Here is a 25,367-nt window from a genome sequence, read left to right on the forward strand (position 1 = left end):
TTTTGATACATGACAAAAGTAAAATTAGTTGACTGTCCGAGAGATGCCATTCAGGGGCTACATGATTTTATCCCTACCGAAAGAAAGGCGACATACATGAATGCAGTTTTACAATCCAATATTTTTGATAGATTAGACTTTGGGAGCTTTGTTTCTCCCAAAGCTATTCCTCAAATGGCAGACACCGCACAACTGATAAAACTACTTAATCTCAAAGATGTAGACACCCAACTTTTAGCGATTGTGGCCAACCAACGCGGAGCTGCTGAAGCTTCCGCTTTTGAGGAGATATCCGTTTTAGGATATCCATTTTCTATCTCTGAGGAATTTCAGAAAAGAAATACTAACAAAAACCTCGAGGAATCATTTGAAGCTGTAAAACAGATTCTTGACATTGCTCAAAAAAACAATAAAACCTTACTGGTTTACATTTCAATGGCCTTCGGAAATCCGTATGGCGAGCATTGGGATAGCGAAAAAGTAACGCATTGGATAGACCAATTACAAAAAATAGGTGTATCCGAGTTTTCATTAGCAGACACAGTTGGCACCGCTGACGCCACGCAGATAAAATCTGTATTTGAAGCCACAAGTGAAGCTTTTCCCGATATGAACATTGGAGCACATTTTCATGCGGCCCCATTTGAATGGCAGCCCAAAATAAAAGCAGCTTACGAAGCAGGCTGTAGGAGTTTTGACGGAGCCATGCAAGGTTTTGGCGGATGCCCAATGGCAAAAGACGAATTGGTAGGCAATGTGCCAACCGAGGGCCTTCTCGAATATTTTGATTTGGCAAACAATGAGATGATTACTAACTTCACGACCCAATTTAATAAACTGATAAATGGCTGATTATATTTATATAAAAACTCAGAAAAAAGACCACGTATTTACGCTTACACTTGCCCGCTCTGAAAAAAGAAACGCATTTACGCCCACCATGGTCAATGAAATTCATCATGCTTTGGCAAAGGCCAATATCGACAAAGAAATTTGGTTGGTTTTGATAAATGCCGAAGGGCCCGTTTTTTGTTCGGGAATGGACTTAAAAGTATTTCAAAACCCTGAACTAGACCAAAAAAATCCTGAAATAGAAAACCTAAATATATCGCTTAATGATGCCATTGGGCAGCTGAATAAACCCAGCATAGCGGTAGTAGAAGGCGATGTGATGGCTGGCGGAATGCTGCTAACGCTAAACACCACCTATGTGTACGCAAAACCTGATGTGAAGTTTTCATTGCCGGAAGTAAAACGCGGCATTTTTCCTTTTCAAGTGATGGGAGCTTTGTTAAACTTTATTTCGATAAAGAAAACTTTGGATCTGTGTATCACTGGGAAAGTATTGGACAGCAAAGAAGCGATTGGTTTTGGATTGGTAAGTGACGTATTAGCGGCAGATTTTGAGTTTAAAAAAATGAACGATGAAGGGCTTAATAACCTCATATCGGTTATCCTTTCTAACTCGCCGAGTGCCATTAGAGCCGGAATGCTCACTGCCAAAGAACTGAAACAAGTGTATGAAACCGAGAAAAACTCTTATTTATTGAGCCAACTAGAGGCCCTTAGAAGCACAAAAGATGCCCAAGAAGGAGCAAAAGCGTTTTTTGAAAAAAGAGCTCCATCTTGGACAAACGAATAAAGTTAGTCGTGTTGAACGCCACCCTCGCCGTGCACATGACCGTGGTCAAGCTCGTCTTGGGTTGCTTCTCTCACATTAAGTATATCTCCTTCAAATTTCAATGATTTACCAGCAAGTGGGTGATTGAAATCTATTCTAACTGTATCTGCTAAAACTTCGTAAACACGGCCCGTAATTTGGCTTCCATCGTCATTCGTGAACGGAATGAAGTTACCAATTTCAAGTAAGTCGGCAGGCACCTCCCCTTCTTCTATTTTGAACATATCCATCGGAAAATCGGCGATATCTTCTTCTGAAAACTCTCCAAAACCAGCCTGCGGCTCCAAAATAAAATCAAAGTCGTCTTCTTCCTTAAGTCCTTCCAGATTCTTTTCAAAATCTACAGGTAAACCGCTGTGGCCAAACAAAAACACCATCGGGTTATCTTCACCCGCTACTTCCACAATCTCAAATTCGTCTTCTTCTCCTATTACATACAGTTCATATGTAAGCGTAACTACCTTTTTTTCAGATATTTGCATTATTAAATAAATTTATAAAAGTAGATATAAGCTAAGAATTAAAAGATAAACCTTCACTCAAACTGCGAATATTACCCTACCTTTGTGTTTGAAAATTTCAGCAAAACTACAAAATATTACATGTCAAAATACATTTTAGGTTTAATTATAGTACTTTTTAACCTCAATGCCTTCGCCCAGAAAAAAAACGACAATTATAAGTATTTCATAAAAAAAACTACCGAAAAAGTAAAGATAGACGGTGTGGCAGACGACGCCGTTTGGAGCAAGTGCCAAGTAGCTTCTGATTTTTTTCAAGTGCTACCCATGGACACCAGCAAAGCCAAGGTAAATACCGAGGTAAAATTTACATATGACGACAAAAACCTATATGTACTTTTTATAAACTACAACTACTACAAAGGCAACAACATCGTGGAGTCGATGAAACGCGACTGGAACTTCAGCAAAAACGACAACGACCTACTTTTTATCGATACGTTTAATGACCAAACCACCGGTTATACTTTTGGCTCAAATGCTCGCGGTGGGCAGTGGGACGGTTTGATGTCGGCGGGTTCTAATATCAGTTTAAGCTGGGATAACAAATGGCAGTCTGAAGTCAGTTTTGATGACGACAAATGGACGTGGGAAGCTGCTATTCCGTATAAAACATTGCGTTATAAATCAGACGTGATGTCTTGGGGATTAAACCTTAGTAGACAAGACTTAAAAACCACAGAAAAATCGGCTTGGACCCCAGTACCGAGACAATTCCCTACCTCTTCATTGGCATTTTCAGGAAATTTGGTGTGGGATATGCCTCCTCCAGCTCCGGGAGCCAATATTTCTATCATACCTTTTGTGTATGGTGGTGTAGTGAGAGATTTTGAAAAAAAACTACCTGCTGCATACGATAAAGGCGTTGGTTTTGATGCAAAAATAGGGCTTACCTCTTCTATGAATTTGGACTTAACGGTAAACCCTGATTTTTCTCAAGTAGAAGTGGATGTACAGCAAACTAACCTTGACAGGTTCGAATTATTTTTCCCCGAAAGAAGACAGTTCTTTTTAGAAAACGGTGATATTTTTAATAACTATGGCACAGACAATATCCGTCCTTTTTTCTCTAGAAGGATAGGCTTAAATGCCCCCATTTTTTATGGAGGAAAAGTGAGTGGCAAAATCAACAACAATTGGCGTTTAGGAGCCATGAACCTGCAAACAGGCAAAAGTGCTAGCAACGACCCCGGCTCAAACTACTCCATACTTTCGCTCCAAAGAAAAGTATTTAAGCGTTCGTACGTTTCTTTTCTATACACCGACAGAGAAACTATTTTATCTAAAAGAAATGAGGACTCGCTCAATAACATACCGAGCTATAACCGCACCGCAGGTTTGGAATATAACCTCGCTTCAGCAGATAACAAATGGAAAGGAAAGGCTCTATACTTAAAGACCTTCTCTCCAGATTTTATCTCACAAAACAATGTTTCGGTTTTTAATATTGCCCGCTCATTGAAAAAATACAGTGCCTCTATTACCCTCGAAAACGTAGACAAAGACGTAAAAGGGAATGAAATTGGCTTTATTAGAAGACAAAACTACGTATACGGAAAATTTGATTATGGTTATTTATTTTTCCCGAAAGGAGGTAAAATACTTTCTCACGGACCGAGCATTATGACTGCAAACTACGTGGACAAGGCAAGTCGTAAATTAGTAGAAAACACCCACTTTTTGTCATACAACGTTGGTTTCAGAACTCAGGCTTCATTTACTATTTGGACGGCCACAGATTTTGTAAGGTTACAACGCAAATTTGACCCAACCAACTATGTAAAACAATATTTAGATTCAGCTCAGGTGCACGCGTGGGCTTCGTGGGGAACCATATTTGCTTCACGCCCACAGAAGTTATTTACCTACAGTTTTGAAACCAGATATGGCGGATATTACGCCCAAGGAAAACGCCTACGACTAGATGCCGAAGTAGCGTATAGATTTCAGCCGTATGTAGCCTTGGCATTTAAGAGCAACTACAACAGACTTAGCTTTTTTGATGGAGAACAACTGCCTGAGGCACTGAAAAATACGACGCATAACTTGTGGTTATTGGGGCCAAGAATAGACGTTACGTTTTCTAACAAACTGTTTTTTACCAATTTTGTGCAGTACAACAAACAGACCAACAACGTAAATATTAACACACGTTTTCAATGGAGATACAGTCCGGCGTCCGACTTGTTTTTGGTATACACAGACAATTACACTTCTGACACCTTCCAGGTTAGAAACCGAGCCATTGTATTGAAATTTACATATTGGTGGAATGTGTAGTTTTTTTGAATAAAAACTACAGTTAAACGGTTAATTTTTATTTTTAAAGAAAACATAGCTTAAACCTACCAATGAAGCCATTTTTTAATCATTTTGAAAAACACCCCCCTTTCATTAACTGGGTCGCCTGCCAGCGGGGCCTCCATTTTTTTTCGAAAAAAAACGGAGCAAAAAAAACTGCACCCTGCAAACTCGCACAATTAAAATTCTTATTGTCAATGTTCTAATAAAAATATACTTCCCAAAAGAATTTTAATAGTGCTCAAACAGTGCAGGGCGATGTAAAGAATTATTTTCTATTTTTTTACCCGTTTGACGGTGAATAAAAACTACAATTCATCAAGCCATAAAATTTGACTTTACTTTATATTCCGAAGGCGAAATATTCTTTTTCTTTTTAAAGATTCGGGAGAAATACGAGAAGCTATTGAAGCCACTGGCCAAATACGCCTCTTTTATACTCACTTTGGGGTCTTTGAGAAGGCTTTCGGCTATTTTTAGCCTTTCTTCTATTATGAAATCATTGGGCGAAGAGCCCAATTCATGTTTAAAAGTTCTGTAAAAATTAGAAGCACTCATAAATGCTTTTTGACTCAACAAATCCACGTTTAAGTCTTCCGTTATATTGTCTCTGATATACTTTATCACAAAAGAGATTCGGTCGTTATTGGGGTCTGTAGTTGCCTTTTGCAAATACATCGATTTACTTTCAACTTGCAAAATCCGAATGACGAGCTCCTGAATGAGTAAATCAGAAAAAATATCTTTAGAAGGATGATTTTCGGTAAAAACAAACATAAGCCGCTGCAAAATCTGGTAAATGGCGATATCATTTGTGAAATGATAATTATAGTCCATCACCGACCATTCTTTGCCGTTTTGTTTTAACCCTCTATTGTTTAGCAGATTCACGGCTTCTTGTAATTTTTCTTCAGAAAGAGCCAAAGCCAAACATTGTGTAGGATTCTGAAAACTTGCTTCAGGAAAATCAATACACATAAGCTCGTTTGCAGGTAAAATCACTGACTCTCCAGGCAAAAAGCCAAAAGCGGGCGAATCTGCCAAATGCATTATCTTTTTTCCTTTTAACATACTCGCAAGTACCGGCTGCTGAAATTTCAACAAAACCTGCGAAGCCTGCAGATGTGTCTCGAAAATATTGAGCTCCGCATTTTTTAGGGTATGCACAGTTCGGTTTTCCACGAGATTTTCGAGTTTCCGATTTTGATAATGAGCCGTACTTAAGTCTAACATCTTCTCTTTTTTATTAAAGCTAAATAATATTATTATTCCTTCAAAAAATAGTGATAATCAAATTTGACTGAAAGATAAAAAACGATAGAATAGTGACACAGATTGCAGAAAAGTGCAACTGATTGATAGTAAAATGAAAACACACGATAGAAAAGTACAATTTTTTAACCCAATTGTTAAATTTATTTGTATTCAAATCTTTTCAAGAACCTTTTAAATATAAAACAATGTCAGAAGTAACAACCAAAAATACAAACTTGGTAGAAAAACCAACGTTTAAGTCACATTATGAGAACTTTATAGGAGGCAAATGGGTGGCACCCGTAAAAGGCGAATACTTTGATTCTATATCACCAGTAGATGGCCAAGTGTTTACGAAAGTGGCCCGATCTACCGAAGAAGACATCAACTTGGCACTTGACGCGGCTTGGGAAGCAGCTAAAACCTGGAACAAAACCTCCGCCACCGAAAGAAGTAATATACTATTAAAAATAGCAGACCGCATGGAGCAAAACATGCCTTTGTTAGCAAAGATAGAAACCTGGGACAATGGAAAGCCAATCCGTGAAACGATGGCGGCAGATATGCCTTTGGCGATAGACCACTTTAGGTATTTTGCGGGTGTGGTAAGAGCAGAAGAAGGCTCAGCAGCAGAACTTGATGCAAATACACTTTCGCTAATCATACATGAACCTCTGGGTGTGGTAGGTCAAATAATCCCTTGGAATTTCCCGATTCTGATGGCAGCGTGGAAACTGGCTCCAGCACTAGCAGCAGGAAACTGTGTAGTCTTAAAACCTGCAGAGCAAACGCCCGTGGGTATTTTGGTATTTGCCGAATTGATCCAAGACATCCTCCCTGCAGGTGTGCTTAATATTGTTAACGGTTTTGGAATAGAGGCCGGAAAACCTTTGGCTTCTAGCCCAAGAATAAACAAAATAGCCTTTACAGGAGAAACCACTACCGGGCAGTTGATTATGCAATATGCATCCAAAAATATCATTCCGGTAACTTTGGAGTTAGGCGGAAAATCGCCGAATATTTTCTTTAAAAGTATAATGGATGCTGACGATGACTTTTTTGATAAGTGCCTAGAAGGTGCCACTATGTTTGCCCTCAACCAGGGCGAAGTCTGTACCTGTCCATCTAGAATATTGGTAGAGGAGTCTATTTATGATGCATTTATGGAAAGAATGCTGGAGCGAGTGAAAGCCATAAAACTAGGCCACCCACTAGACATGGACACCATGATGGGAGCCCAGGCCTCAAACGACCAATACGAAAAAATACTAAACTATATAGAAATTGGCAAAGAAGAAGGAGCAGAAGTGCTGACTGGAGGCGGAGCCGCTTATAACGAAGGCCTCGAAGGCGGCTATTACATAAAACCTACTGTTTTGAAAGGAAACAACAAAATGCGGGTTTTCCAAGAAGAAATATTTGGGCCAGTGGTATGTATAACTACGTTTAAAGACGAAGCCGAAGCGATAGCCATAGCAAACGACACACTTTATGGCCTAGGAGCTGGGGTGTGGACGCGTGACATGCACCAAGCGTACCAAGTCTCTAGAGCTGTAGAAGCAGGCAGAGTGTGGGTAAACTGCTACCATGCATATCCGGCTCATGCTCCATTTGGGGGGTATAAAAAATCAGGTATAGGCCGCGAAAATCACAAAATGATGCTTGCACACTACCGTCAGTCAAAAAACATGTTGATTTCATACGACAAAAAAAGACTTGGGTTCTTTTAAAGGGAAATATAAACTAAGAGATAAAGGGAGAGTTTTTGGCTCTCTCTTTTTATTTAAATACAACCAATTATGCAACGAATAGATGCCACAGATGCAGCCAGAAAAGTGATAGATGATTTAAGTGAAAAATACGGCCCGCTGATGTTTCACCAAAGCGGTGGTTGCTGCGACGGCTCCGCTCCTATGTGTTTTGAAGAAGGCGAACTCATGATAGACAACAACGACGTGAAACTTGGAAGTGTGCACGGCTGTGATTTTTTTATGGCCAAAGACCAATTTGAATATTGGAAACACACACACCTCACACTCGATGTAACCAAAGGCCGAGGAGCAAGTTTTTCTTTAGAAATACCCTTAGGTATCCGCTTTGTGATAAAATCGCGGCTTTTGACCGAAGCGGAATACGGAGAAGAAAACTGAGTCTTTCATTTCCTAAAAAAAACAAAAAAGCGTGGGGATAACCCGCACGCTTTCGTTTCTATATGGTTGACAAGTGTTAAATCTTAAACAGCATCACTCAGACTTGAGAACGTAAAGTCTCTGATCTTAAGTGGTGGTATTAGGTTTCCTCCTACTCGTACAGGTTTACCCATTTCTTCTAAGTTATTTAGCATAATAACCGGGCTTTCATTAAACCTGAAGTTTTTAACAGGAAACTTAATTTTACCTTTTTCTATATAAAAAGTTCCGTCTCTGGTAAGCCCTGTATAGAGCAAAGTTTGCGGATCTACCGAACGTATGTACCACAGTCGGGTTACCAATATACCTTTATCAGTGCCTTTGATGAGGTCAGCCAATGACTTGCTACCACCCACCATAATGAATGCATCAGGCGACGGCGTAGCTTTTACACCTTTTTTATCAGCCCAAAATCTCGAGTACGTCATATTTTTAACCACACCGTCTTTTATCCAGTCGATTTTTTCTTGTGGTCTTCCGTCTCCACTAAATGGAGAGCCTGGAATCTCGGCATTTTGAGGATCAGAATATATATGAACACGTTCGTCAAAAAGCTTTTCGCCTAGTTTGGTGTCGCCACCTTTTTTACTTAAAAAACTACGGCCTTCGTCTGCACTTCTGGCATCTAGATTTCTCATCATATTTTGAAGCAAATCTACTGCTGCTGCAGGCTCTAATATAACGGTATACTTACCCGGCTCCAATGCCTGAGCTGACGCCGAAGCCTTCGCTTTTTGCATCGCAACTTCTGTAACCGATTTAGTATTCAGCAACTTAACATCGTTAAAATCTTGTATTCCATATCCCGAACCAAGCCCATCTTCGGTTCTTACGGTAATTGTAAAATCTACCGAAGTGGCTTTATTGTAAGCAAAAAGCCCTTTGCTATTTCCCATCGCCGAAAAACCAGCAGAATCTTCCATATACCCTGCAGCTACAAGTTTGTTTTCTTTACAAGGATTTATACTATTAATAGCGGCAGTAGCCCTTAAAGTTGGGTCAATATCTGCGGTACTTTTGGCAAAACTATTGGTTTCAAGATAAGTCTGAGGCCCTAACATGGGCATATATTCTGAGTTTTCGGGAGCAAGTCTTGCTATTTCCTCTGCTCTTCTAACAGTTTTTTCTAGCGAGGCGTCATCAAACTCATTGATGGTAGAAGTACCTGATTTTTTCCCAAAAACAGCTGTGACTGCCAAAGACATATTTTCAGATTCGCCACTGGTAGAAACGGTATTTCTTGCGTAACGAATATTGCCTGTGCGTCTTCCGCCTAGCGAAACACTCATCTCATCGGCTTTAGAAAATGCCAGCACCTTGTCTATGATTTGCTTGGCTTCTTCTTTTGATAATATTTTCATAAAAAATTATTTTTCGTTTTAAAAATAGAATGGTTTTGATAAATAGATTTTGAATAAATCATGAACAGCAAAAACTGCCATACTCTATTAACCTATTTTCCTTCCCGTATTTATGACATTTACCCCGTTAAATCTCGTGGTAGCACTTCCGTGAGACACTGCCGAAATCTGAGAAGGTTGTCCTTTTCCATCAAAGAACGACCCAAACGTGCGGTAGTCATCTTTGTCGCAAATCTGCACACATGAGTTCCAAAACTCCTGGGTGTTAGACTGATACGCTACATCGTCTAGCATACCTACTACTTCTCCATTTTTTATTTCATAGAAAACCTGACCACCAAACTGGAAGTTATATCGCTGCTGATCGATCGAATACGAGCCTCTACCGATAATATAAATTCCTTTTTCTACGCCTTTGATCATGTCTAAAACTGAGCGTTTTTCTTTGGCTGGCTCCAACGAAACGTTTGCCATACGCTGAAACTGTACCGAATCCCAATTGTCTGCATAGCAACATCCATGCGATTCTTTTTCACCTAAAATATTAACTTGATCTCTTATAGCCTGATAGTTAACCAATATTCCATCACGAATCAAATCCCATTTTTTACACGGAACTCCCTCATCGTCAAAACCTACCGTACCGAGTGCATGTGGCTGCGTTTTGTCTGCAACTATGTTTACTTCTTTACTTCCGTAGTTAAACTTCTTGGTTTCCCATTTGTCTAATGTGGCAAAACTTGTACCCGCATAGTTTGCTTCATAACCCAACACACGGTCAAGCTCAAGCGGGTGCCCCACTGACTCATGTATAGTTAAGCCAAGGTGATTTGGATCCAAAACAAGATCATATTTGCCTGCTTGAACACTCTTTGCTGTTAGTTTTTCTTTGGCTTGTTTAGCTGCAGTAATTGCATCTTCCACCATGTCGTATGAGTTTCTATAACCCACCAAACCGTTTGGCCCTGCTATTTTCTCTGAGCTTAATCCGTCCAAATATTCGTATCCCATACCCATCGGCGAACTGATGGCATCGCGGGTTTTAAACTTACCTGCGGCTTTGTCTATTGCTGTAACCGTAAACGTTGGCCAAATACGGTGTACGTCTTGGTCAATATATGAACCATCTGAAGAAGCAAAATACTTTTGTTCGTTAACTAAAAACAAGTTTGAAGTCACAAAACCAGCACCATTTTTCATGGCCTCGTTATTTACATTCATCAAAAGATCAATTTTCTCTTGAATCGGAATTTCAAATGCATTTTTGGTCAAAGGAGTTTTCCAAGAAACCTCACCTAAGCCTTTCTGAGGGGCAAGTATAACAGGATCCGTTTGTATTTTTGAGTTGGCTTTGGCGATAGCTACTGCAGTTTCAGCACATTTTTTGATTCCTTCTGGCGTAACATCACTTGTAGCCGAAAAACCCCAAGTTCCGTTTGCGATAACTCTGATACCTACTCCATAAGACTCGGCATTTACGATATTCTGAACTTTGGTTTCTCGCGTAAACAAATATTGCTGTAGATATCTGCCTATACGCACATCGGTATAAGTAGCACCGTTGCTTTTGGCTGCATTGAGAGCTATGTCAGACATTTTTTTCTTCATAGCTACATCTGCAGGATTTTCGAGAAGCTTCTCAAAAGTGGTGGCATTTCCTAAAATAGGAACTGACATAGCACCTAAGCCCATTCCCGAAAGTTGAATAAATTTCCTTCTATTCATAAATTGGTTAGTTTGATGATATTTTAGATAAGATTATTAGATTTTTTTGATGTACTAATATAGTAAACATACCAATTTTTTGAAAGAAATAAACAAGCAAAATTACCATAACACTAATTTTGAAGTCAAGAATAAACTTTGGGTAGATATGAGTAAAAAATGAAATGATTTTTAAACTTTTAGACGGCACAAAACGTAATTAAAAACAAAATAAAAACCATAATGAACAAAATAGAAGAGATAGAATTGGCGATTCAACCTTTGAGAGAAAAATTAAAAAATCATGAGCTATACGCAAACTTAGTCCAGATAGAAGATATCCGGATTTTTATGGAAAAACATGTGTATGCGGTATGGGACTTTATGTCTTTACTTAAGTCTTTGCAAACTACACTAACCTGTACTCAAGTGCCTTGGAAACCAGCCCAGAACCCAACTTTAGCACGTTTTATTAACGAGATAGTGTGGGGCGAAGAAAGCGACATCAACGAAATAGGCGAGCCTAAAAGTCACTATGAAATGTACTTAGATTCGATGGTAGAAATAGGTGCTTCAACTGGTCATATTTCGCGTTTTTTAGATAAAATAAATACTTTGGAATCTGTTTCTGATTGCATAAACAACTTTGATTTATCTCCTGAGGTTAAGCAATTCCTGAAGTTCACATTTGAGACCATAGAAACCAAGCAAAGCCACAAAATAGCATCTGCATTTACGTTTGGGAGAGAAGACCTGATACCTGACATGTTTTTTGAAATATTAAACAATGGGGACAAACCCTATCCAAAACTTAAGTACTATTTGGAGCGACACATAGAAGTTGACGGCGGCGAACACGGACCACTCTCGCTTAAAATGATTGAAGAATTATGCGGAAACGATGACCAGAAATGGGAAGAAGCCAAGCAGGTTGCAATCAGTGCTTTAGAAAAAAGAATTGAACTGTGGGGTGGCATTTGCGAACACATAAAAAGCCGAAAATTGGTGCTTGCATAAGCACAAAAAAATGGGGCTTAATTTTCATTAAGTCCCATCCATATATTTGTTTGTGTAATGCCTTTAATTATTTTTTCTTTGCGTTCATTTTGGCAATCACCAGATCCGACAAGTCACCTTTCCCAGCATCACCGGCATACAAAACTACCCTATTGGGGCTCATCGGCCCGTCAGATTTATTACGTGAAAGCACAAATCCGTATCCTTTTTCTTTGGCTACTATTTTTGCTGCTTCCAATATTTCCTCTTTAATTTTCATTACACCTTCACCTGTCAAGGCTTGAAATTCTTTCTCGGCTTGGCGTTGGTAATTTTCTGAAGCTGACTTTATTTCTTGTACTTTTTTCAGTCTTGCGTTAAGGGTTTCAGTTGTTAAAGTGTCTAAGTTTTTTAGGCTATTTTGATAGTCTAAATACTTCGTTTGATATTCTAAAGCCAACTTGTTGTAATTATCCTGAAAAAATTCCTGCTTGCCTTTAATTAAAGAATCTAATTCTTTCACCATATTGGCATTGTCAAAAATATAGTCTTCAAAGATATAACCAATTTTAAAACCTGTAGTAGTTGTTGAGGCCGGTGCAGTTTTAGCTGATTTTTTGGTTTGTGAAAAAACCGAATTTGATACGACAAAAAGTATAGCTAACGCGAATATTTTTTTCATTAAATAATAATAGTAATTGATATTTTCTCAAAGTAACCCAAATATAAGGAATTCTGAAAGCGGTTTTTATTTATTGGAAAATTTAGTGTGGTTTAATTTTATTAAAAATTAACGCAGAGTCTGTAAATATAGTACCTAGCAAGCCACCCAATTTGTAATTATCATAGCCCAAAAAATACAAGCCTTTGTGCTCGCCATAAGCAGTTGCTGGCGTAGGAAGTCCGAATTTGTCCCAAGCAGATGTTGGTAAATCTATTTGCTTTTGCAAGTCTGAAGTATATCCAGTGGCCAAAATTATCTTTTCTGCCTCCACAAAATCTCCATTAACTAAATATGCTCCGCCTGCATGTAAAGCTTTTATATCTCCCAATACTTTAATATTCCCTTTTTTTATTTGGTTTATGGTACCCAAATCTATAGTGGGCGACTTACCGGTTTCGCGAAGCATTTTAGCCGGATATTCGTGTGAAACAGGCACATTATATTTGGCCAAGTTTCCAAAAACCAACTTGCGAGTTTGAGCACCAATCCAATCGCCTAAACCGAAGGGCAACTTCTCCAACTTTTTGGCGGTCAGCTGCACCGGGCTACCAAATAAATCTCTCGGAACCACAATAATCGGACTTCGAACCGAAATACTGACCGAAACACCTGCAAGAGCCAAGTCTAGGGCAATTTCGGCTCCGGTGTTTCCCATGCCTACTACTATCGTTTTTTTACCCAAAAAAGGCTCTGCGTTTTTATACAAACTCGCATGCGAAATATCTCCTTTAAAATTCTCTTGTCCTTCCCAATTTACCAATTTGGGAGTTTTGTTAAGTCCTGTGCATACAATCACATTTTCGGCTTCAAGTATTTCGCCATTGTCGAGTGTGAGTTGCCAGCCATTTTTTATTTTATAGATTTTTTCTAAACCAACCCCAAACCTAGGCTTGATTTTAAAGTGAGCCGCATAATTTTCATAATAGGCCACCAATTTGTCTTTGGGTACATAAACAGGATAGTCAGCAGGGAATGGCAAATGTGGCAAATGCGAAAGGTCTTTGACTGTATGCAGGGCCAATCTGTCATAATGAGCATGCCATTTTGAAGCAATCTGATTTGTTTTTTCTATTATTTCAAAAGCTTCCCCTGCATTTGCGAGCCTACCCGCTATGGCCAATCCGGCTGGGCCGGCTCCTATTATTATGTTTTTTATCATCTTAAAAATCTATTTCATCAAGTTATCCCATTTTTTTTAAATAAAAATTTTTAGTTTTGAATATTACGATGAAACTCATGAAAAATATACTTTTCGCTGCTTTTGCTCTACTGATTTGGTCTTGTGCCAAACCAAAAAAAATAGAAGAAAAAGATGGAATGGTGCTTTTGGAAGGCCAAGGGAACATCAAAAGTTTTTGGATAGAAAAAACGCCAGTTACCGTAGCAGACTTTGACAGGTTTGTGTCTGCTACCCATTATATAACAGAAGCCGAGAAGTTTGGAGATGCTGGATATTTTGACTTCAAAACAGGAATTTGGGGACTAAAAAAAGGTTGTACATGGAGATATCCGTTGGGAACCGACACCACCGCAGCACCTATGGACCACCCAGTCACACAGGTTTCTTGGAATGACGCCGTGGCGTATTGTAAATGGGTGGGCAAACGCCTGCCTACAAGTGAGGAGTTTGTTTTTGCCGAAAAAAATGGAGAGGAAGATTACGAACAAAACTACACTTGGGGACAAAACTACGAAGAGGAAGGCAAGTTTAAAGCCAATTTTTGGCAAGGTTCTTTTCCATTTTATAATACCGTAGAAGATGGATTTTTAACGACTTCCCCTGTTGGTTATTTTGGATACAATAAAATCCACTTGGCAGATATGGGAGGAAATGTATGGCAATGGTGCTCTGACCAAAACCCCGAAAAACCGGGCGAATGGTTTCAACGAGGCGGCTCCTATTTGTGTGACCCGAAAGTCTGTCACGGTTTCAAAGTAGGTGGCATATCGTCTTCTACCCAAGAGACCTCGCTGCCACACGTAGGATTTAGATGCGTAAAGGATATTTAATAAAAATAAAACAATGGTAACACTTATTGCAAAATTAGAAGCAAAACCCGGCAAAGAAGACGAAACACTTACTGCCCTACAAATATTGGTTGAAAAAACCACCCAAGAACCTGGCAATATAGATTATATATTACACCAAGAAAAAGAGAACAAATGTGCGTTTGTGTTTTATGAAAGATTTAAAGACATGGAAGCATTTGATGCACATTCGGCTTCTTCGTATATTCAAGAGTTTAGAGCCTCGGCTGCTGAGCTTCTGGAAAGACCCGGACAAATTACGTTTTTGGAGAGAAAGTAAATTTTGTTTTTTTCAATAAAAGCAAAGCTTTAAGACCAAGAAAACCCATTTTGAAGGCAAAGTGGGTTTTCTTTTTTATTTCAATGAAGTGGTTTTATTATAAACGCTGCATCAGTTTTTTGATAGCCATTGGCTTCCAGGTGGCAAAATCTCCTGCTAAAATGTGCTTTCGGGCTTCGCCTACTAGCCATAAATAAAACCTTAGGTTATGCACACTCGCTATTTGAGCACCCAACATTTCTTGGCACTTCATGAGGTGTTTCAGATAGGCTTTTGAGTAAAAAGTACTCACGTAACCACCTAAACCTTCGTCTATTGGAGAGAAGTCGTCCTCCCATTTTTTATTTCTGATATTGATAATGCCTTCTGTGGTAAACAACATGCCGTTTCGGGCATTTCTGGTTGGCATCACACAGTCAAACATATCAGTTCCCAAGGCTATTCCTTCCAAAATATTCTCTGGAGTACCTACTCCCATCAAATACCTTGGTTTTTCTATAGGTAAAATATCATTGACAACCTCCAACATTTCGTACATTTCTTCCGCTGGCTCACCCACCGAAAGCCCCCGATGGCATTGCCGGGCATGTCTTGGCTGGCAATAAACTCCGCCGACTGTTTTCTCAGGTCTTTATATACGCTGCCTTGCACAATAGGAAAAAGTGCCTGCTCATAACCATATTTACCTTCGGTTTCGCCAAATCTTTTGACACATCGCTGAAGCCACCTATGCGTGAGGTGCATCGATTTTTGGGCATAATTAAAGTCACACGGATATGGCGGACATTCATCAAAAGCCATGATAATATCGGCTCCGATAATTCGCTGAATGTCCATGACATACTCAGGCGTAAACAAATGCTTGGAACCGTCTATGTGTGAATTAAAGTGAACGCCTTCTTCGGAAATCTTTCTGATTTCTTTTAGGCTAAAAACCTGATAGCCACCCGAATCTGTCAAAATGGGTTTATCCCAACCGTTAAACTTGTGTAAACCACCTGCTTTTGACATAATATCAAGACCCGGCCTCAAATACAAATGATAGGTATTTCCTAAAATAATCTGTGCCTCCACCTCATCTTGTAGTTCTTTTTGATGGACACCCTTTACTGTACCTGCAGTGCCTACCGGCATAAAAATAGGGGTCAATATTTCGCCATGAGCAGTGGTAATTTTACCTGCTCGGGCCTTAGTTTGTTCGTCTTTTTTCTGAAGCTCAAATTTCATGATACAAATTTCTACTAAGTATTACTCGAAAACAAGTCCTTTTAAATAATTTCATTATTGTATTTTTTCAATATTCTTCAAATGAATGCTTACTTTTGTCTTTTAAACCATAAACCAAACAAAAACCTTGGGCGTAGTTTTATCTGCTATATTTTTTGGAGCCGTGGCTGTTCAGTTAGTATACATCTTGTTTATTTTCACAAAGGTGATTAAACATGAAGACTTAGAGACGCCTTCAATCCAAACCAAATTACCAAGCGTATCGGTCATAATTGCGGCATCAAACGAACTTGAAAATCTAAAGGAGTTGTTGCCAATGCTGGATCAGCAAGACTATCCCAACTTCGAAATTTTGGTTTCAGACGACCGCTCAGCAGACGGAACCTATGATTTCCTGCTCAATAACGAGGCTAAAATCAAGCATTTAAACTTTCTACGCATCAAAGACCTTCCGGCACATTTTACTGCAAAAAAATATGCTGTAACGATGGCCGTTAAAAAATCCAAAAACGACGTTCTACTATTTACCGATGCCGACTGCAGACCTTCTTCTGACCTTTGGATTAGAAACATGGTCAATCAACTTACCGATGACAAAGATATCGTGTTGGGTTTTTCGAGATACGACTTGGAGCTTGGGGGCTTAAATGCCTTAATCAGATACGAAACATTCCAAACTGCACTTCAATATTTCTCTTTTGCTTTAGCCAAAGCACCGTATATGGGTGTAGGCCGTAACCTGATGTACAGAAAAGAATTGTTCTGGAATAACAACGGATTTGCGAGTCACCACGGGCTTTTGAGCGGCGACGACGACCTGTTTGTAAATCAAGCGGCCAATAAAAACAACGTAGCCATTTCCATTTCAGAAGAAACTGTAACGAACTCAGTACCCAAGAAAACTTGGGATGAATGGTTTGTGCAGAAACGAAGACACCTTTCGGTAGGAAAAAAATATAAATTAAAAGATAAAGTAAACTTAGGACTACTTTGGTTTAGCCAATTGTTGACTTGGTTTATGTTTATTCCCGCGTTCTTCATTCGTGCCGATTGGTTTGAAGCACCCGAATGGTCAAGAATACCCAATGACTTCTTAAAACAATATCACTTGGCACATTGGTACCCCTTCAATGACTGGATGAGACTCGTTTTGGGCGTGTTTGTCGTTTGGTTATTGGTAAAATGGTTGGTGCTTTCTAAAGTAAATAAGAAACTCCTAAACACCATTTCTAACTCCAAAATACCGTATCACGATTTCCTTTATACCGTGTATCTTTTTGTGTTTGGAATAATAACTTTATTCTCAAATCCGAAGAAAATCAAGTGGCGTTAATTACCTCGGAACTGTAAAATACATCACCGTAGCGATGCTTCCAAAAACAATATTTGGCAACCAAACAGCCAGCAGCGGTGGCATATTACCAGACTCGGCGATACCTTTTGACATGATATAAAACAGGATATACACAAAGGCCAACACAAAACCGACGGCTATCTGCACACCCACTCCTCCTCTTGCCTTTCGGGCTGACACTATGAGCCCCATTAAAGAAAGAATAATTACTGCAAATGGTGTAGCAAACCGTTGATAATATTCAATCTGAAAAATCTCAACGCCTTCGGCTCCCCTACTGTTTATCAAGTCTATTTTGGCTTGCAGCTGCGGAATCGTCATGGTTTCATGCACATTGTTTGCATTGTCAAAATCTGACGGAAACATATTTATGGCAGAATCGAGCGGTGTGGTGCCTGAGCTAAAAGTTAAATCGTCTTTCAGAATCCCCAGTTTCCTAATTTTGTAATCGTATAGCTGCCATGTTTTTAGACTGTCCACATAAGTGCCCCTTCGGGCATACAGTTTTTCTACTAACTTATTGTCTACAATTTTTTCTAAGGTGACGTCATAAGCGGTTTTTGATTGGGTATCATAACTAGAAAGATACGCGTACACGTCTTTTTCTACGGCCATGTGCAGGTCACGGTCGTTGAAATAGTATTTTTCATGAATAAATTCATTTTCGAAAGCAATTCTAATCTTATTTGCCCTTGGCAATATCCAGCCAACCATCAGAAATGAAAAAACAGCAACTACTGAGGCACCTAAAATATAGGGATACATGAGCCTTCTGAAGCTAGTCCCTGAACTCAGAATGGCGATTATTTCGGTATGACTGGCAAGTTTTGCAGTAAAAAACACCGTAGAGATAAAAATCATCAATGGGCTGATGTAGTTTGCCCAATACGGAGCTAAGTTGGCATAATAAAGCAACAAAATATCTTTGGTGACTGCGTTATGCTCAATAAAGTCGTCGTTTTTCTCAACAAAGTCAATTACCACGATGACCAATACAATCACAAATACCGCGAAAACGTATGTGGTAAGAAATTTTTTGAACAGGTATTTGTCGAGAATTTTCATGCTTGAATTTAAATGAAACACCAAAATTAATCTAAAAATAGAAAGGATGTGGATTTTAACTTTTTTTAAATGAATAAAAAACGCATTTACACAAAAAAAAGAGGCTCAAAAAACCTCTTCTTTCCATTACCCCATAAATATAAATCCTATTATTTTAGACCTTCTAAAACCGAAAGCAAAAGCTTTCCGGGAATTCTTTTTGTGATATCTGGCTTTAAATATTCAAATAACACTTCCGAATTTTTATCTATTACAAAAAGTGCCGGCACAGGCAAAACCTCGGTGGTTTCCCCTTTGGTTACGCCGCTGATATACTTTTTGGTTTTATCGCTGGCTAGGTAACCTATGCCAAGACTTTGAATAACTGCTGCTTTTTTGTCTGAATAAATCTTATACTTTACATCTAACTTATCTTCTAAACCTTCTACATTTTCAAAATCATCGGGACTGATGGCTACTATTTGATATCCCAAGGCAATAATCTGATCTTCTATTTTTGCCAAATCGGCTAAATGCACATTACAATACGGACACCACCCACCTCTAAAAAACACCAAAACCGTTGGTTTATTAAAAATAGATGCCAAAGAGACTGCCTTATTTTGCTCATCATAAACCGAAAGGTCCGGCACTTTTTCACCAATCAAAATAGGCGAAATTTCGGTAGCTGAGGCGGCCACTTGTGCGTGTGCACAAAAACTCAAAAATGCGAAAACTGTGATAAAGAAAGACTTCATTCTGATATATTTAAATTGTTAATTATGCTAACGTAGTAGCTTCTGTAATGTCCCATTCTCCCTCTATCATGCGGTGCACATAGCATCGGTCTGCTTGGTGTAGCAGTTCGGCTCGCTGCTCGTCGGTTAGGTCTCCCTCTATTTTGATGGCTACTTGTATGCTCGTACTTAATTTTCCGGCTTCGCCTCTTTTTACTACTTGTTCTAGGTCTGCGTTTACTTCGCCTATTTCCCAGTTATTTTTTCGGGCTATAAATCTAACTGTTGCCACTTTACACATAGCCAAGCCCGCCAATACAAGGTCTGTTGGAGAAAACCCCAAGTCAGTACCTTTGCTCGCAACAGGCTCGTCGCCTACAATGCTATGACGGCCGTTACTTATAATCGATTGATACCCTTCTTGTAAATTCTTAATGTTTATTTTAGTTGCCATGATGTCTTTTTATATGTTACAATATTAATTCTATTTTTTTTTACCAAAGAAAGAAAGTCGTCGCCAAAGAAAGCAAGACGACATTTCTTTCAAATCTTCTACGTTTTACTTAAACCAACTCCGCTTCTAGAGCTACCGCAGCTGGGAAATCTACCGGTACTTGCGTAAAGTTATGCACGTAGTTAGTAACGGTAATGTCACTGATAACGATTACCACATCTATAAAATTAGCTTCTGAATATCCGGCATTAAAAAATTGTTCTTTTACCGTGTCTGCTACTTTTCCTCTTCCGTTTACTAAGGCTCTCGTTAACAAAGCCAAGGCTTCTATTTTTGAATCAAAATCTACGGATACGGCTCTAATTCCTAAAATTTGCTCATCTGTAAATCCGTTCATTTTTCCGATAGCGGTGTGAGCGGCTAAACAATACGCACATCCATTTATTTGACTTGTGACTAGATTTACCACCTCTTTTTCTTTAGCTGAAAGGCTACTTTTACGATTTTGGTAAGCTAAATAGTCACCTAAAGCAGTATCATTTTTAGCGATGTAGGCATATAAATTTGGAACAAAACCTAATCCTTTTTGAAGGTTTTCGAATATCGTTTGGTTGTTTGTTGAAACTTGGTCTTTTGTTGGTACACTGAAATTTTGCATGATCATTATTTGTTTAAATTGTTACGGTTATTCCGTTTTGATGATGCAAAGTTGGGGCATTTTGACCCCGAGGTGTTAGACCTTATTTCCCTATGAGTTGGCAATTTTTCCCGAAGTCATTTTTTCTTTAAATTCTGTGGGCGAATCGCCTTCATTTTTCTTAAAAAAACGGCTAAACGTCTGAATATCGGCAAAACCGAGCTCATAACCCACCTCTGCTATGGGCTTGTCAGTGTAGACAATAAGTCGCCGTGCTTCTAACATGATGCGTTCATGAATGTACTGAAGTGGAGTCTTAGTACTAAATTTTGAGAATATATTGGCGATAGTTTTGGGAGATTTATTAAGCAAGTCGGCGTATTCTGCCACGGTGTGTTTGTTTTTAAAGTTACTTTCTACCAAAAAATTAAACGAACGAATCAGATCAACCTTGGCACTGTCAAAGTCTGCAATGTTGTGCTGTTTCTTATAAACTCTTGTGCACAAAATCAGCAAACGCTTTAACATCATTTGGAGCATTTCGAGCTGTAAGTTGTCGGAGCTGTTTAGTTCTATGATGGCCATTTTCCAGACCGCGTCTAGTATTTCTATTTCTTCCGTATTGGGCAAAAGCACCGGCACACTCGATGCTCCAAAAAACAATGCACCCTTACAACCCACCTCACTGTCGTGGTCTATAATACAATAAAACGGACGATTAAACTTCAATAGCTTAAGCGACTTGATATTGGTGAAGTCTATTTTATGAAATTCGGTGAGGCAAATAATCTGATTTTTATCAAACGTATAGGGTTTGGCATCTATCGTGAGAGAATTACCGTCAGAAGTAAACCAAGCCAAAAGAAGCTCGCTCGCCCCTATTTCTTTGAGGTGATGGCACGAAGTAGCGTCCACATCTAGCATTTCGAATATCTCTCCTGTTTTGCCTTTAAACTTCATATTGTCTATTTTGGAGGGAAACAAAAAATAAGTTTTCGAAATTCCATTTCAAAAAAAACTGCATTTAAATAACCTCAATTCCCGCAGAAATATATGGCTTTACCAAACTTTCTGATAGCTTGTTTTCTAGTATTAAATTTTTGACTTTTTCTATTTCTAAAAAAGGCAAATACTTATCAGAATTGAGCTTTTGGGAAACACCTAAAAAATAGGTTTCCGAAGCACAATCGTACATGGCTTTTGTTATTTCCACTTCTTTTTCGGAGTTGGCACTTATGCCATTAGCAACAGAAATCCCATCAAAACCCAGAAAGGCTTTTTGAACTCGATAACGTGAGATATGTTCCACGGCCATTTGGCCGTGTGCGGCTTGTCTTTCTGCGTCTATTTCTCCTCCCACAAAATTTAATTGAACCGCCGACCCAGCCAAAGCAAAAGCAACCGGAAGCGAGTTGGTCACCACCTTTATGGATTTGTTTTTGATAAATTCACACATTTCAAAAACCGTGCTGCCACAGTCCAGAAAAATCACGTCACCGTCAGAAATAAGCTGTGCGGCCTTTAAAGCCACTTCTTTTTTAGCCGCCACGTTTGCCACCACTTTTTGGGCAAAAGCTACCGGAGCCGTGGCCAAACTTATTTTCATGGCTCCACCGTGGGTTCTATAGACAAGCCCTTCGGTAGCCATTCGGTTTAGGTCACGCCTGATTGTGATTTCGGAGGTGTCTAAATACTCCGCCAAAAAGGGTACTTCTACAGAATCGTTTTTTTCTATTAATTCTAAAATTTTATGCTTTCTGGTTGGATAGCTCATTTCTTATTGCTTACATTTGTTCAAAATTAATCATTTTCAATCAAAAAAAAACAAAATGAACATTAAAAATATAGAAACAGAAATATTGTCAGACAACTGGTATACCCTAAACAAGGTGAGTTTTGACCATCAAATGAAAAACGGCGAATGGGTCAGACAAAGCCGCGAAGCGTACGACAGAGGCAATGGAGCCGTAATATTGCTTTACAATTCTACCACAAAGAAGATTATATTAACTCGCCAATTTAGGATGCCCACTTACCTAAACGGAAACGCAGACGGCATGCTGATAGAAGCCTGTGCAGGATTATTAGATGCCGATAACCCCGAAGACTGCATAAAAAGAGAAACTGAAGAAGAAACCGGATATAAGCTTAGCGAGGTAAAAAAGATTTTTGAAACCTACATGTCGCCTGGGTCTGTTACAGAGATTCTTTACTTTTTTGTGGCAGAATATGACGACTCTAAAAAAGTAAACGACGGTGGCGGCGTAGACAATGAAAACATAGAAGTACTAGAACTGGACTTTGAAAAAGCAAAAAGCATGATAGCCACAGGCGAAATAAAAGACGCCAAAACTATCATGCTCATTCAGTATGCAGAGATACACAATTTGCTGAAATACTAGAGTTTCCTACTGTATCCTAGCCTAAAAACTTGAGTTTCGTTGTAATCTGTACTTACATACGAAAACCCTTGACCTTGGATGTTCTTTTTGATAATCATGGTATTGAAAATATCGTTGGCATTAAAACTCAACTCACCTTTTTTGTATGCCTTTTTAAGTCCAAAATCTACAGAAAAACGCTGTGCAATTCGCCCTTGCGGAATAAGGTCAGGAGCCAAATAAATAGCCGAAAGTTGCATTTTAACGCCATTATTGAGGTTAAAATTATTATTAATTTTTACATTACCTGAAATAATCTCGTCTTGAGCTGCTGTAAAAATACTTTTAACCGGATATAGGTTTTCAACCGAAAAAGCACGGATGATATTTTGATAAACCGTTAGGCTAGCATTAAGTGTATAGACTTTAGAAACTTGTTCATTTAGCACCAATTCAGCTCCAAGGTTTTGGCTTTTGCCCGCGTTCTGAAAAATATTATAAATCAGTGTACTTCCTGGCACCGTGCTCGCTATTCGGGTAATCGTACCCGAGGTTTGTCTATCAAAAATGGCCGCATAAAAATATCCTTTGGCCAAGTTTAGTTTATACGCCAGTTCTAGAGCATTGGTAAACTGTGGTTTCAGAGCAGGGTTACCCACTTTGATGATTTCGGCGTCGTCATATTTTGGAAAAACCCGAATATCTACCTCGTTTGGCCGGTCTACTCTTCTATTAAAAAACAAGGAAAGTTTTTGGTCGGCGTTGATTTTATAGGCCAGTCGCATGTTTGGAAACGGCTGAGCATAACTGTAGCCGTTGCTGGTATAGGTAGGGTGACCCGGACCCACTACATAATCTACTTTGCTATATTCCAATCTCAGACCTAATTCAGCCTCCACTTTTTCGTTTTCGTACACATAGTTTCCATACACCGCCGGAATGGTTTCGCTGTATTTGGCGTAACCACCAGCCGAAACGTCAAGCGGCGAATTTAAACCCGGAAAAAACTGCATGTTTGTGGGTATACCTCTTTGTCTAAACTTAAGGCCGGTTTCTATTTTTCCGTAGCGAAACGGCTGCACATAATCTAAACTTAAGTCAAGCACTTGCTCGTCAGAAAGCAACTTAAAGGCGTCTTTGCCCGTGTAAGTAGGCAATATATTATCGAAGAAATACTTCTCGTTTTCACGGTGAAAAGTATAGTTAGCACCCAAGTGGAGGGTTCTTCCGAGCTCAGCAAAGCTATGTTGATAATCTGCCATGGCCATTGCGGTAGTTTTTAGTTCGTCTTCTAAAAATTGCCACAACCTCAACCTTTTGGTAAAATCAGCATTAAAAAATGGTTCATCGCCGTTGTCCAAGATTTTTTCACCACCATATACACCCGCTATCGTAAATTTATCTTTGTCAGAAATATACCAATCTAAGCCTGTTTTTACATTAATAAAATGCGTGTTTCTGTTTCGTTTAGTTTGCTGTTGAATCACCGTGCCGTCGTCGTAGGTTCGGGTCACAAACTCATTTTTATTTAATGTTTCGGTATATAAGTAATCGGCGTTTAGAAACACATTGACTTTGTTTTTCCTATAATTCAAAAGCACCGAAGGGTTCACTTTTGGCGTACGTTTGTATTGTGGCCTGATGTCTGGCAGGTTGGGGTTTCGTTCCCACAGAGCACCCAAACCTCCTACTAACCCGACTTTCCCGGCGAAGCCATTTTGATCTATTTTTTTGTAAATAATATTGATAATTCCCGCATTTCCGTTGGCGTCATATTTGGCCGAGGGATTGTTGATAATTTCTATTTTTTCAATGTTCGAGGCAGGCAAATTGTCTAAGCCCGACTGACTACCAAAACCCGTAAGGGCAGTTTGCTTTCCGTCAATCAACACCACCACCTTATCATTTCCTCTAAGTTGTATCTTTCCATCTGAAACAGATACACCGGGTAGGTTTTGCATGGCTTGTAGCACCGAGCCACCCGTTTGGCTGACATTGTCGCCAATAGAGAAAACCTTCTTGTCCATTTTATTTGAAACCTCGTCTTGCTTGGCCGAAACCGTTAGTTCATTTAAAAGAGCCACATCTGAGGCCATTTCTATGGTTTTTAAATCTAAAAAAGCAGATAAACTACCTACAAAAACCTTTTGCTCATAGGCTACATAACCCACAGATGTTACTTTTAAGAGGTAATTTCCTGGAGCTACTTTTGACAACACAAACCTGCCGTTTTCGTCGCTTACAGTTCCCAAAACAAACTTTTGGTCTTTTTCGGCAAGCAATAGCACGTTAGAAAACATGATCGCCTCTTGGTTATTTTTGTCTTTTATCAAACCTGAAATACTGACGCTCGTTTGAGCATTTGATATTTTAGAAAAGGAGAAAATTGCGATAATAACTAATAGATATTTAAACATTTTTTTGAAATCTAAAATCATTTATACTAATAATTAATTTTAACAAATGTAAGACGCAAATCTGTAGCAAATCTGTA

At 39.1% G+C, this 25,367-nt stretch carries 23 protein-coding genes and 1 pseudogene; 10 read left to right on the forward strand and 14 right to left on the reverse strand.

Going from position 1 to position 25,367, the window contains the following annotated elements:
• Window positions 1–9 precede the first annotated feature (9 nt).
• On the forward strand, window positions 10–852 hold the full coding sequence (locus ACFOOI_RS10235) for a hydroxymethylglutaryl-CoA lyase (RefSeq protein WP_379837675.1): 843 nt from the start codon (window positions 10–12) through the stop codon (window positions 850–852).
• Window positions 845–1,642, forward strand: a complete 798-nt coding sequence (locus ACFOOI_RS10240; RefSeq protein ID WP_379837676.1) for an enoyl-CoA hydratase/isomerase family protein — start codon at window positions 845–847, stop codon at window positions 1,640–1,642. The genes ACFOOI_RS10235 and ACFOOI_RS10240 overlap by 8 nt, the downstream gene beginning before the upstream one ends.
• 2 nt (window positions 1,643–1,644) lie before the next feature.
• Here ACFOOI_RS10240 and ACFOOI_RS10245 read toward each other — a convergent pair whose 3' ends face one another.
• Window positions 1,645–2,163 carry an FKBP-type peptidyl-prolyl cis-trans isomerase gene (locus tag ACFOOI_RS10245; RefSeq protein ID WP_379837678.1) on the reverse strand — a complete coding sequence of 173 codons (519 nt, stop codon included), beginning with the start codon at window positions 2,161–2,163 and terminating at the stop codon, window positions 1,645–1,647.
• 120 nt (window positions 2,164–2,283) lie between these two features.
• Here ACFOOI_RS10245 and ACFOOI_RS10250 point away from each other — a divergent pair, with 120 nt between their 5' ends.
• Window positions 2,284–4,482 (forward strand): DUF5916 domain-containing protein, encoded by a 2,199-nt coding sequence (locus tag ACFOOI_RS10250; protein ID WP_379837680.1) that lies wholly within the window; start codon window positions 2,284–2,286, stop codon window positions 4,480–4,482.
• A 339-nt stretch (window positions 4,483–4,821) separates the two neighbouring features.
• On the opposite strand, the gene ACFOOI_RS10255 is transcribed toward ACFOOI_RS10250, so the two are convergent.
• Entirely contained in the window at window positions 4,822–5,736 is a 915-nt protein-coding gene (locus tag ACFOOI_RS10255; protein WP_379837682.1) for an AraC family transcriptional regulator, read from the reverse strand.
• A gap of 227 nt (window positions 5,737–5,963) precedes the next feature.
• Here ACFOOI_RS10255 and exaC point away from each other — a divergent pair, with 227 nt between their 5' ends.
• The gene (exaC, locus tag ACFOOI_RS10260; protein WP_379837684.1) at window positions 5,964–7,487 is read left to right on the forward strand and encodes an acetaldehyde dehydrogenase ExaC; all 1,524 of its coding nucleotides are present in this window, start codon (window positions 5,964–5,966) and stop codon (window positions 7,485–7,487) included.
• A gap of 69 nt (window positions 7,488–7,556) precedes the next feature.
• Entirely contained in the window at window positions 7,557–7,907 is a 351-nt protein-coding gene (locus ACFOOI_RS10265) for a DUF779 domain-containing protein (protein ID WP_379837686.1), read from the forward strand.
• An 83-nt stretch (window positions 7,908–7,990) separates the two neighbouring features.
• Here ACFOOI_RS10265 and ACFOOI_RS10270 read toward each other — a convergent pair whose 3' ends face one another.
• Window positions 7,991–9,307 (reverse strand): TldD/PmbA family protein, encoded by a 1,317-nt coding sequence (locus tag ACFOOI_RS10270; RefSeq protein WP_379837688.1) that lies wholly within the window; start codon window positions 9,305–9,307, stop codon window positions 7,991–7,993.
• An 87-nt stretch (window positions 9,308–9,394) separates the two neighbouring features.
• The gene (locus tag ACFOOI_RS10275) at window positions 9,395–11,032 is read right to left on the reverse strand and encodes a TldD/PmbA family protein (RefSeq protein WP_379837690.1); all 1,638 of its coding nucleotides are present in this window, start codon (window positions 11,030–11,032) and stop codon (window positions 9,395–9,397) included.
• 222 nt (window positions 11,033–11,254) lie between these two features.
• Here ACFOOI_RS10275 and ACFOOI_RS10280 point away from each other — a divergent pair, with 222 nt between their 5' ends.
• Window positions 11,255–12,028 carry a DUF3050 domain-containing protein gene (locus tag ACFOOI_RS10280; RefSeq protein ID WP_379837692.1) on the forward strand — a complete coding sequence of 258 codons (774 nt, stop codon included), beginning with the start codon at window positions 11,255–11,257 and terminating at the stop codon, window positions 12,026–12,028.
• A 67-nt stretch (window positions 12,029–12,095) separates the two neighbouring features.
• On the opposite strand, the gene ACFOOI_RS10285 is transcribed toward ACFOOI_RS10280, so the two are convergent.
• Together ACFOOI_RS10285 and ACFOOI_RS10290 are read right to left on the reverse strand one after the other, a co-directional pair.
• On the reverse strand, window positions 12,096–12,689 hold the full coding sequence (locus tag ACFOOI_RS10285) for an OmpH family outer membrane protein (protein WP_379837694.1): 594 nt from the start codon (window positions 12,687–12,689) through the stop codon (window positions 12,096–12,098).
• An 82-nt stretch (window positions 12,690–12,771) separates the two neighbouring features.
• The gene (locus ACFOOI_RS10290) at window positions 12,772–13,890 is read right to left on the reverse strand and encodes a flavin-containing monooxygenase (RefSeq protein WP_379837696.1); all 1,119 of its coding nucleotides are present in this window, start codon (window positions 13,888–13,890) and stop codon (window positions 12,772–12,774) included.
• 77 nt (window positions 13,891–13,967) lie between these two features.
• Between ACFOOI_RS10290 and ACFOOI_RS10295 the strand changes: the two genes are divergently transcribed.
• The gene (locus ACFOOI_RS10295; RefSeq protein ID WP_379837698.1) at window positions 13,968–14,741 is read left to right on the forward strand and encodes an SUMF1/EgtB/PvdO family nonheme iron enzyme; all 774 of its coding nucleotides are present in this window, start codon (window positions 13,968–13,970) and stop codon (window positions 14,739–14,741) included.
• Window positions 14,742–14,754: 13 nt separating this feature from the next.
• Entirely contained in the window at window positions 14,755–15,039 is a 285-nt protein-coding gene (locus ACFOOI_RS10300) for a putative quinol monooxygenase (RefSeq protein ID WP_379837701.1), read from the forward strand.
• Between the two features lie 97 nt (window positions 15,040–15,136).
• On the opposite strand, the pseudogene tgt reads toward ACFOOI_RS10300, so the two are convergent.
• Window positions 15,137–16,266, reverse strand: a pseudogene (gene tgt, locus ACFOOI_RS10305) (tRNA guanosine(34) transglycosylase Tgt).
• 127 nt (window positions 16,267–16,393) lie between these two features.
• On the opposite strand from tgt, the gene ACFOOI_RS10310 reads away from it, so the two are divergent.
• Entirely contained in the window at window positions 16,394–17,599 is a 1,206-nt protein-coding gene (locus ACFOOI_RS10310; RefSeq protein WP_379837703.1) for a glycosyltransferase, read from the forward strand.
• Here the strand turns inward: ACFOOI_RS10310 and ACFOOI_RS10315 are convergent, their stop codons facing one another.
• The 6 genes from ACFOOI_RS10315 to ACFOOI_RS10340 form a co-directional block, all read right to left on the reverse strand.
• The gene (locus tag ACFOOI_RS10315) at window positions 17,600–18,685 is read right to left on the reverse strand and encodes an LptF/LptG family permease (protein ID WP_379837705.1); all 1,086 of its coding nucleotides are present in this window, start codon (window positions 18,683–18,685) and stop codon (window positions 17,600–17,602) included.
• A 149-nt stretch (window positions 18,686–18,834) separates the two neighbouring features.
• Window positions 18,835–19,422: a peroxiredoxin-like family protein gene (locus ACFOOI_RS10320; RefSeq protein ID WP_379837707.1), complete on the reverse strand. Its 588-nt coding sequence runs from the start codon at window positions 19,420–19,422 to the stop codon at window positions 18,835–18,837.
• A gap of 22 nt (window positions 19,423–19,444) precedes the next feature.
• Window positions 19,445–19,855 (reverse strand): OsmC family protein, encoded by a 411-nt coding sequence (locus tag ACFOOI_RS10325; RefSeq protein WP_379837709.1) that lies wholly within the window; start codon window positions 19,853–19,855, stop codon window positions 19,445–19,447.
• A gap of 109 nt (window positions 19,856–19,964) precedes the next feature.
• Window positions 19,965–20,513 carry a carboxymuconolactone decarboxylase family protein gene (locus ACFOOI_RS10330; RefSeq protein WP_379837711.1) on the reverse strand — a complete coding sequence of 183 codons (549 nt, stop codon included), beginning with the start codon at window positions 20,511–20,513 and terminating at the stop codon, window positions 19,965–19,967.
• Between the two features lie 90 nt (window positions 20,514–20,603).
• Entirely contained in the window at window positions 20,604–21,452 is an 849-nt protein-coding gene (locus tag ACFOOI_RS10335) for an AraC family transcriptional regulator (RefSeq protein WP_379837713.1), read from the reverse strand.
• A gap of 64 nt (window positions 21,453–21,516) precedes the next feature.
• Window positions 21,517–22,266, reverse strand: a complete 750-nt coding sequence (locus tag ACFOOI_RS10340; RefSeq protein WP_379837715.1) for a DeoR/GlpR family DNA-binding transcription regulator — start codon at window positions 22,264–22,266, stop codon at window positions 21,517–21,519.
• Window positions 22,267–22,321: 55 nt separating this feature from the next.
• Here ACFOOI_RS10340 and nudK point away from each other — a divergent pair, with 55 nt between their 5' ends.
• The gene (gene nudK, locus ACFOOI_RS10345; RefSeq protein ID WP_379837717.1) at window positions 22,322–22,894 is read left to right on the forward strand and encodes a GDP-mannose pyrophosphatase NudK; all 573 of its coding nucleotides are present in this window, start codon (window positions 22,322–22,324) and stop codon (window positions 22,892–22,894) included.
• Here the strand turns inward: nudK and ACFOOI_RS10350 are convergent.
• Window positions 22,891–25,290: a TonB-dependent receptor domain-containing protein gene (locus ACFOOI_RS10350; RefSeq protein ID WP_379837719.1), complete on the reverse strand. Its 2,400-nt coding sequence runs from the start codon at window positions 25,288–25,290 to the stop codon at window positions 22,891–22,893. The two genes, nudK and ACFOOI_RS10350, sit on opposite strands and share 4 nt — an antisense overlap.
• Window positions 25,291–25,367: the final 77 nt, after the last annotated feature.

The sequence above is a fragment of the Lacihabitans lacunae genome (assembly GCF_042649125.1).
Lineage (GTDB): Bacteria > Bacteroidota > Bacteroidia > Cytophagales > Spirosomataceae > Leadbetterella > Leadbetterella lacunae.

Bases quoted from the DNA above. Each gene is read 5' to 3' on its own strand.
- ACFOOI_RS10240 (WP_379837676.1), top strand. From the start codon at position 845: ATGGCTGATTATATTTATATAAAAACTCAGAAAAAAGACCACGTATTT.
- ACFOOI_RS10285 (WP_379837694.1), bottom strand. From the start codon at position 12,689: ATGAAAAAAATATTCGCGTTAGCTATACTTTTTGTCGTATCAAATTCG.
- ACFOOI_RS10295 (WP_379837698.1), top strand. From the start codon at position 13,968: ATGAAAAATATACTTTTCGCTGCTTTTGCTCTACTGATTTGGTCTTGT.
- ACFOOI_RS10350 (WP_379837719.1), bottom strand. From the start codon at position 25,290: ATGTTTAAATATCTATTAGTTATTATCGCAATTTTCTCCTTTTCTAAA.
- ACFOOI_RS10270 (WP_379837688.1), bottom strand. From the start codon at position 9,307: ATGAAAATATTATCAAAAGAAGAAGCCAAGCAAATCATAGACAAGGTG.
- ACFOOI_RS10275 (WP_379837690.1), bottom strand. From the start codon at position 11,032: ATGAATAGAAGGAAATTTATTCAACTTTCGGGAATGGGCTTAGGTGCT.
- ACFOOI_RS10320 (WP_379837707.1), bottom strand. From the start codon at position 19,422: ATGAAGTCTTTCTTTATCACAGTTTTCGCATTTTTGAGTTTTTGTGCA.
- nudK (WP_379837717.1), top strand. From the start codon at position 22,322: ATGAACATTAAAAATATAGAAACAGAAATATTGTCAGACAACTGGTAT.
- ACFOOI_RS10325 (WP_379837709.1), bottom strand. From the start codon at position 19,855: ATGGCAACTAAAATAAACATTAAGAATTTACAAGAAGGGTATCAATCG.
- ACFOOI_RS10245 (WP_379837678.1), bottom strand. From the start codon at position 2,163: ATGCAAATATCTGAAAAAAAGGTAGTTACGCTTACATATGAACTGTAT.
- ACFOOI_RS10235 (WP_379837675.1), top strand. From the start codon at position 10: ATGACAAAAGTAAAATTAGTTGACTGTCCGAGAGATGCCATTCAGGGG.
- ACFOOI_RS10255 (WP_379837682.1), bottom strand. From the start codon at position 5,736: ATGTTAGACTTAAGTACGGCTCATTATCAAAATCGGAAACTCGAAAAT.
- ACFOOI_RS10340 (WP_379837715.1), bottom strand. From the start codon at position 22,266: ATGAGCTATCCAACCAGAAAGCATAAAATTTTAGAATTAATAGAAAAA.
- ACFOOI_RS10265 (WP_379837686.1), top strand. From the start codon at position 7,557: ATGCAACGAATAGATGCCACAGATGCAGCCAGAAAAGTGATAGATGAT.
- ACFOOI_RS10300 (WP_379837701.1), top strand. From the start codon at position 14,755: ATGGTAACACTTATTGCAAAATTAGAAGCAAAACCCGGCAAAGAAGAC.
- ACFOOI_RS10330 (WP_379837711.1), bottom strand. From the start codon at position 20,513: ATGCAAAATTTCAGTGTACCAACAAAAGACCAAGTTTCAACAAACAAC.
- ACFOOI_RS10315 (WP_379837705.1), bottom strand. From the start codon at position 18,685: ATGAAAATTCTCGACAAATACCTGTTCAAAAAATTTCTTACCACATAC.
- ACFOOI_RS10335 (WP_379837713.1), bottom strand. From the start codon at position 21,452: ATGAAGTTTAAAGGCAAAACAGGAGAGATATTCGAAATGCTAGATGTG.
- ACFOOI_RS10280 (WP_379837692.1), top strand. From the start codon at position 11,255: ATGAACAAAATAGAAGAGATAGAATTGGCGATTCAACCTTTGAGAGAA.
- exaC (WP_379837684.1), top strand. From the start codon at position 5,964: ATGTCAGAAGTAACAACCAAAAATACAAACTTGGTAGAAAAACCAACG.
- ACFOOI_RS10250 (WP_379837680.1), top strand. From the start codon at position 2,284: ATGTCAAAATACATTTTAGGTTTAATTATAGTACTTTTTAACCTCAAT.
- ACFOOI_RS10290 (WP_379837696.1), bottom strand. From the start codon at position 13,890: ATGATAAAAAACATAATAATAGGAGCCGGCCCAGCCGGATTGGCCATA.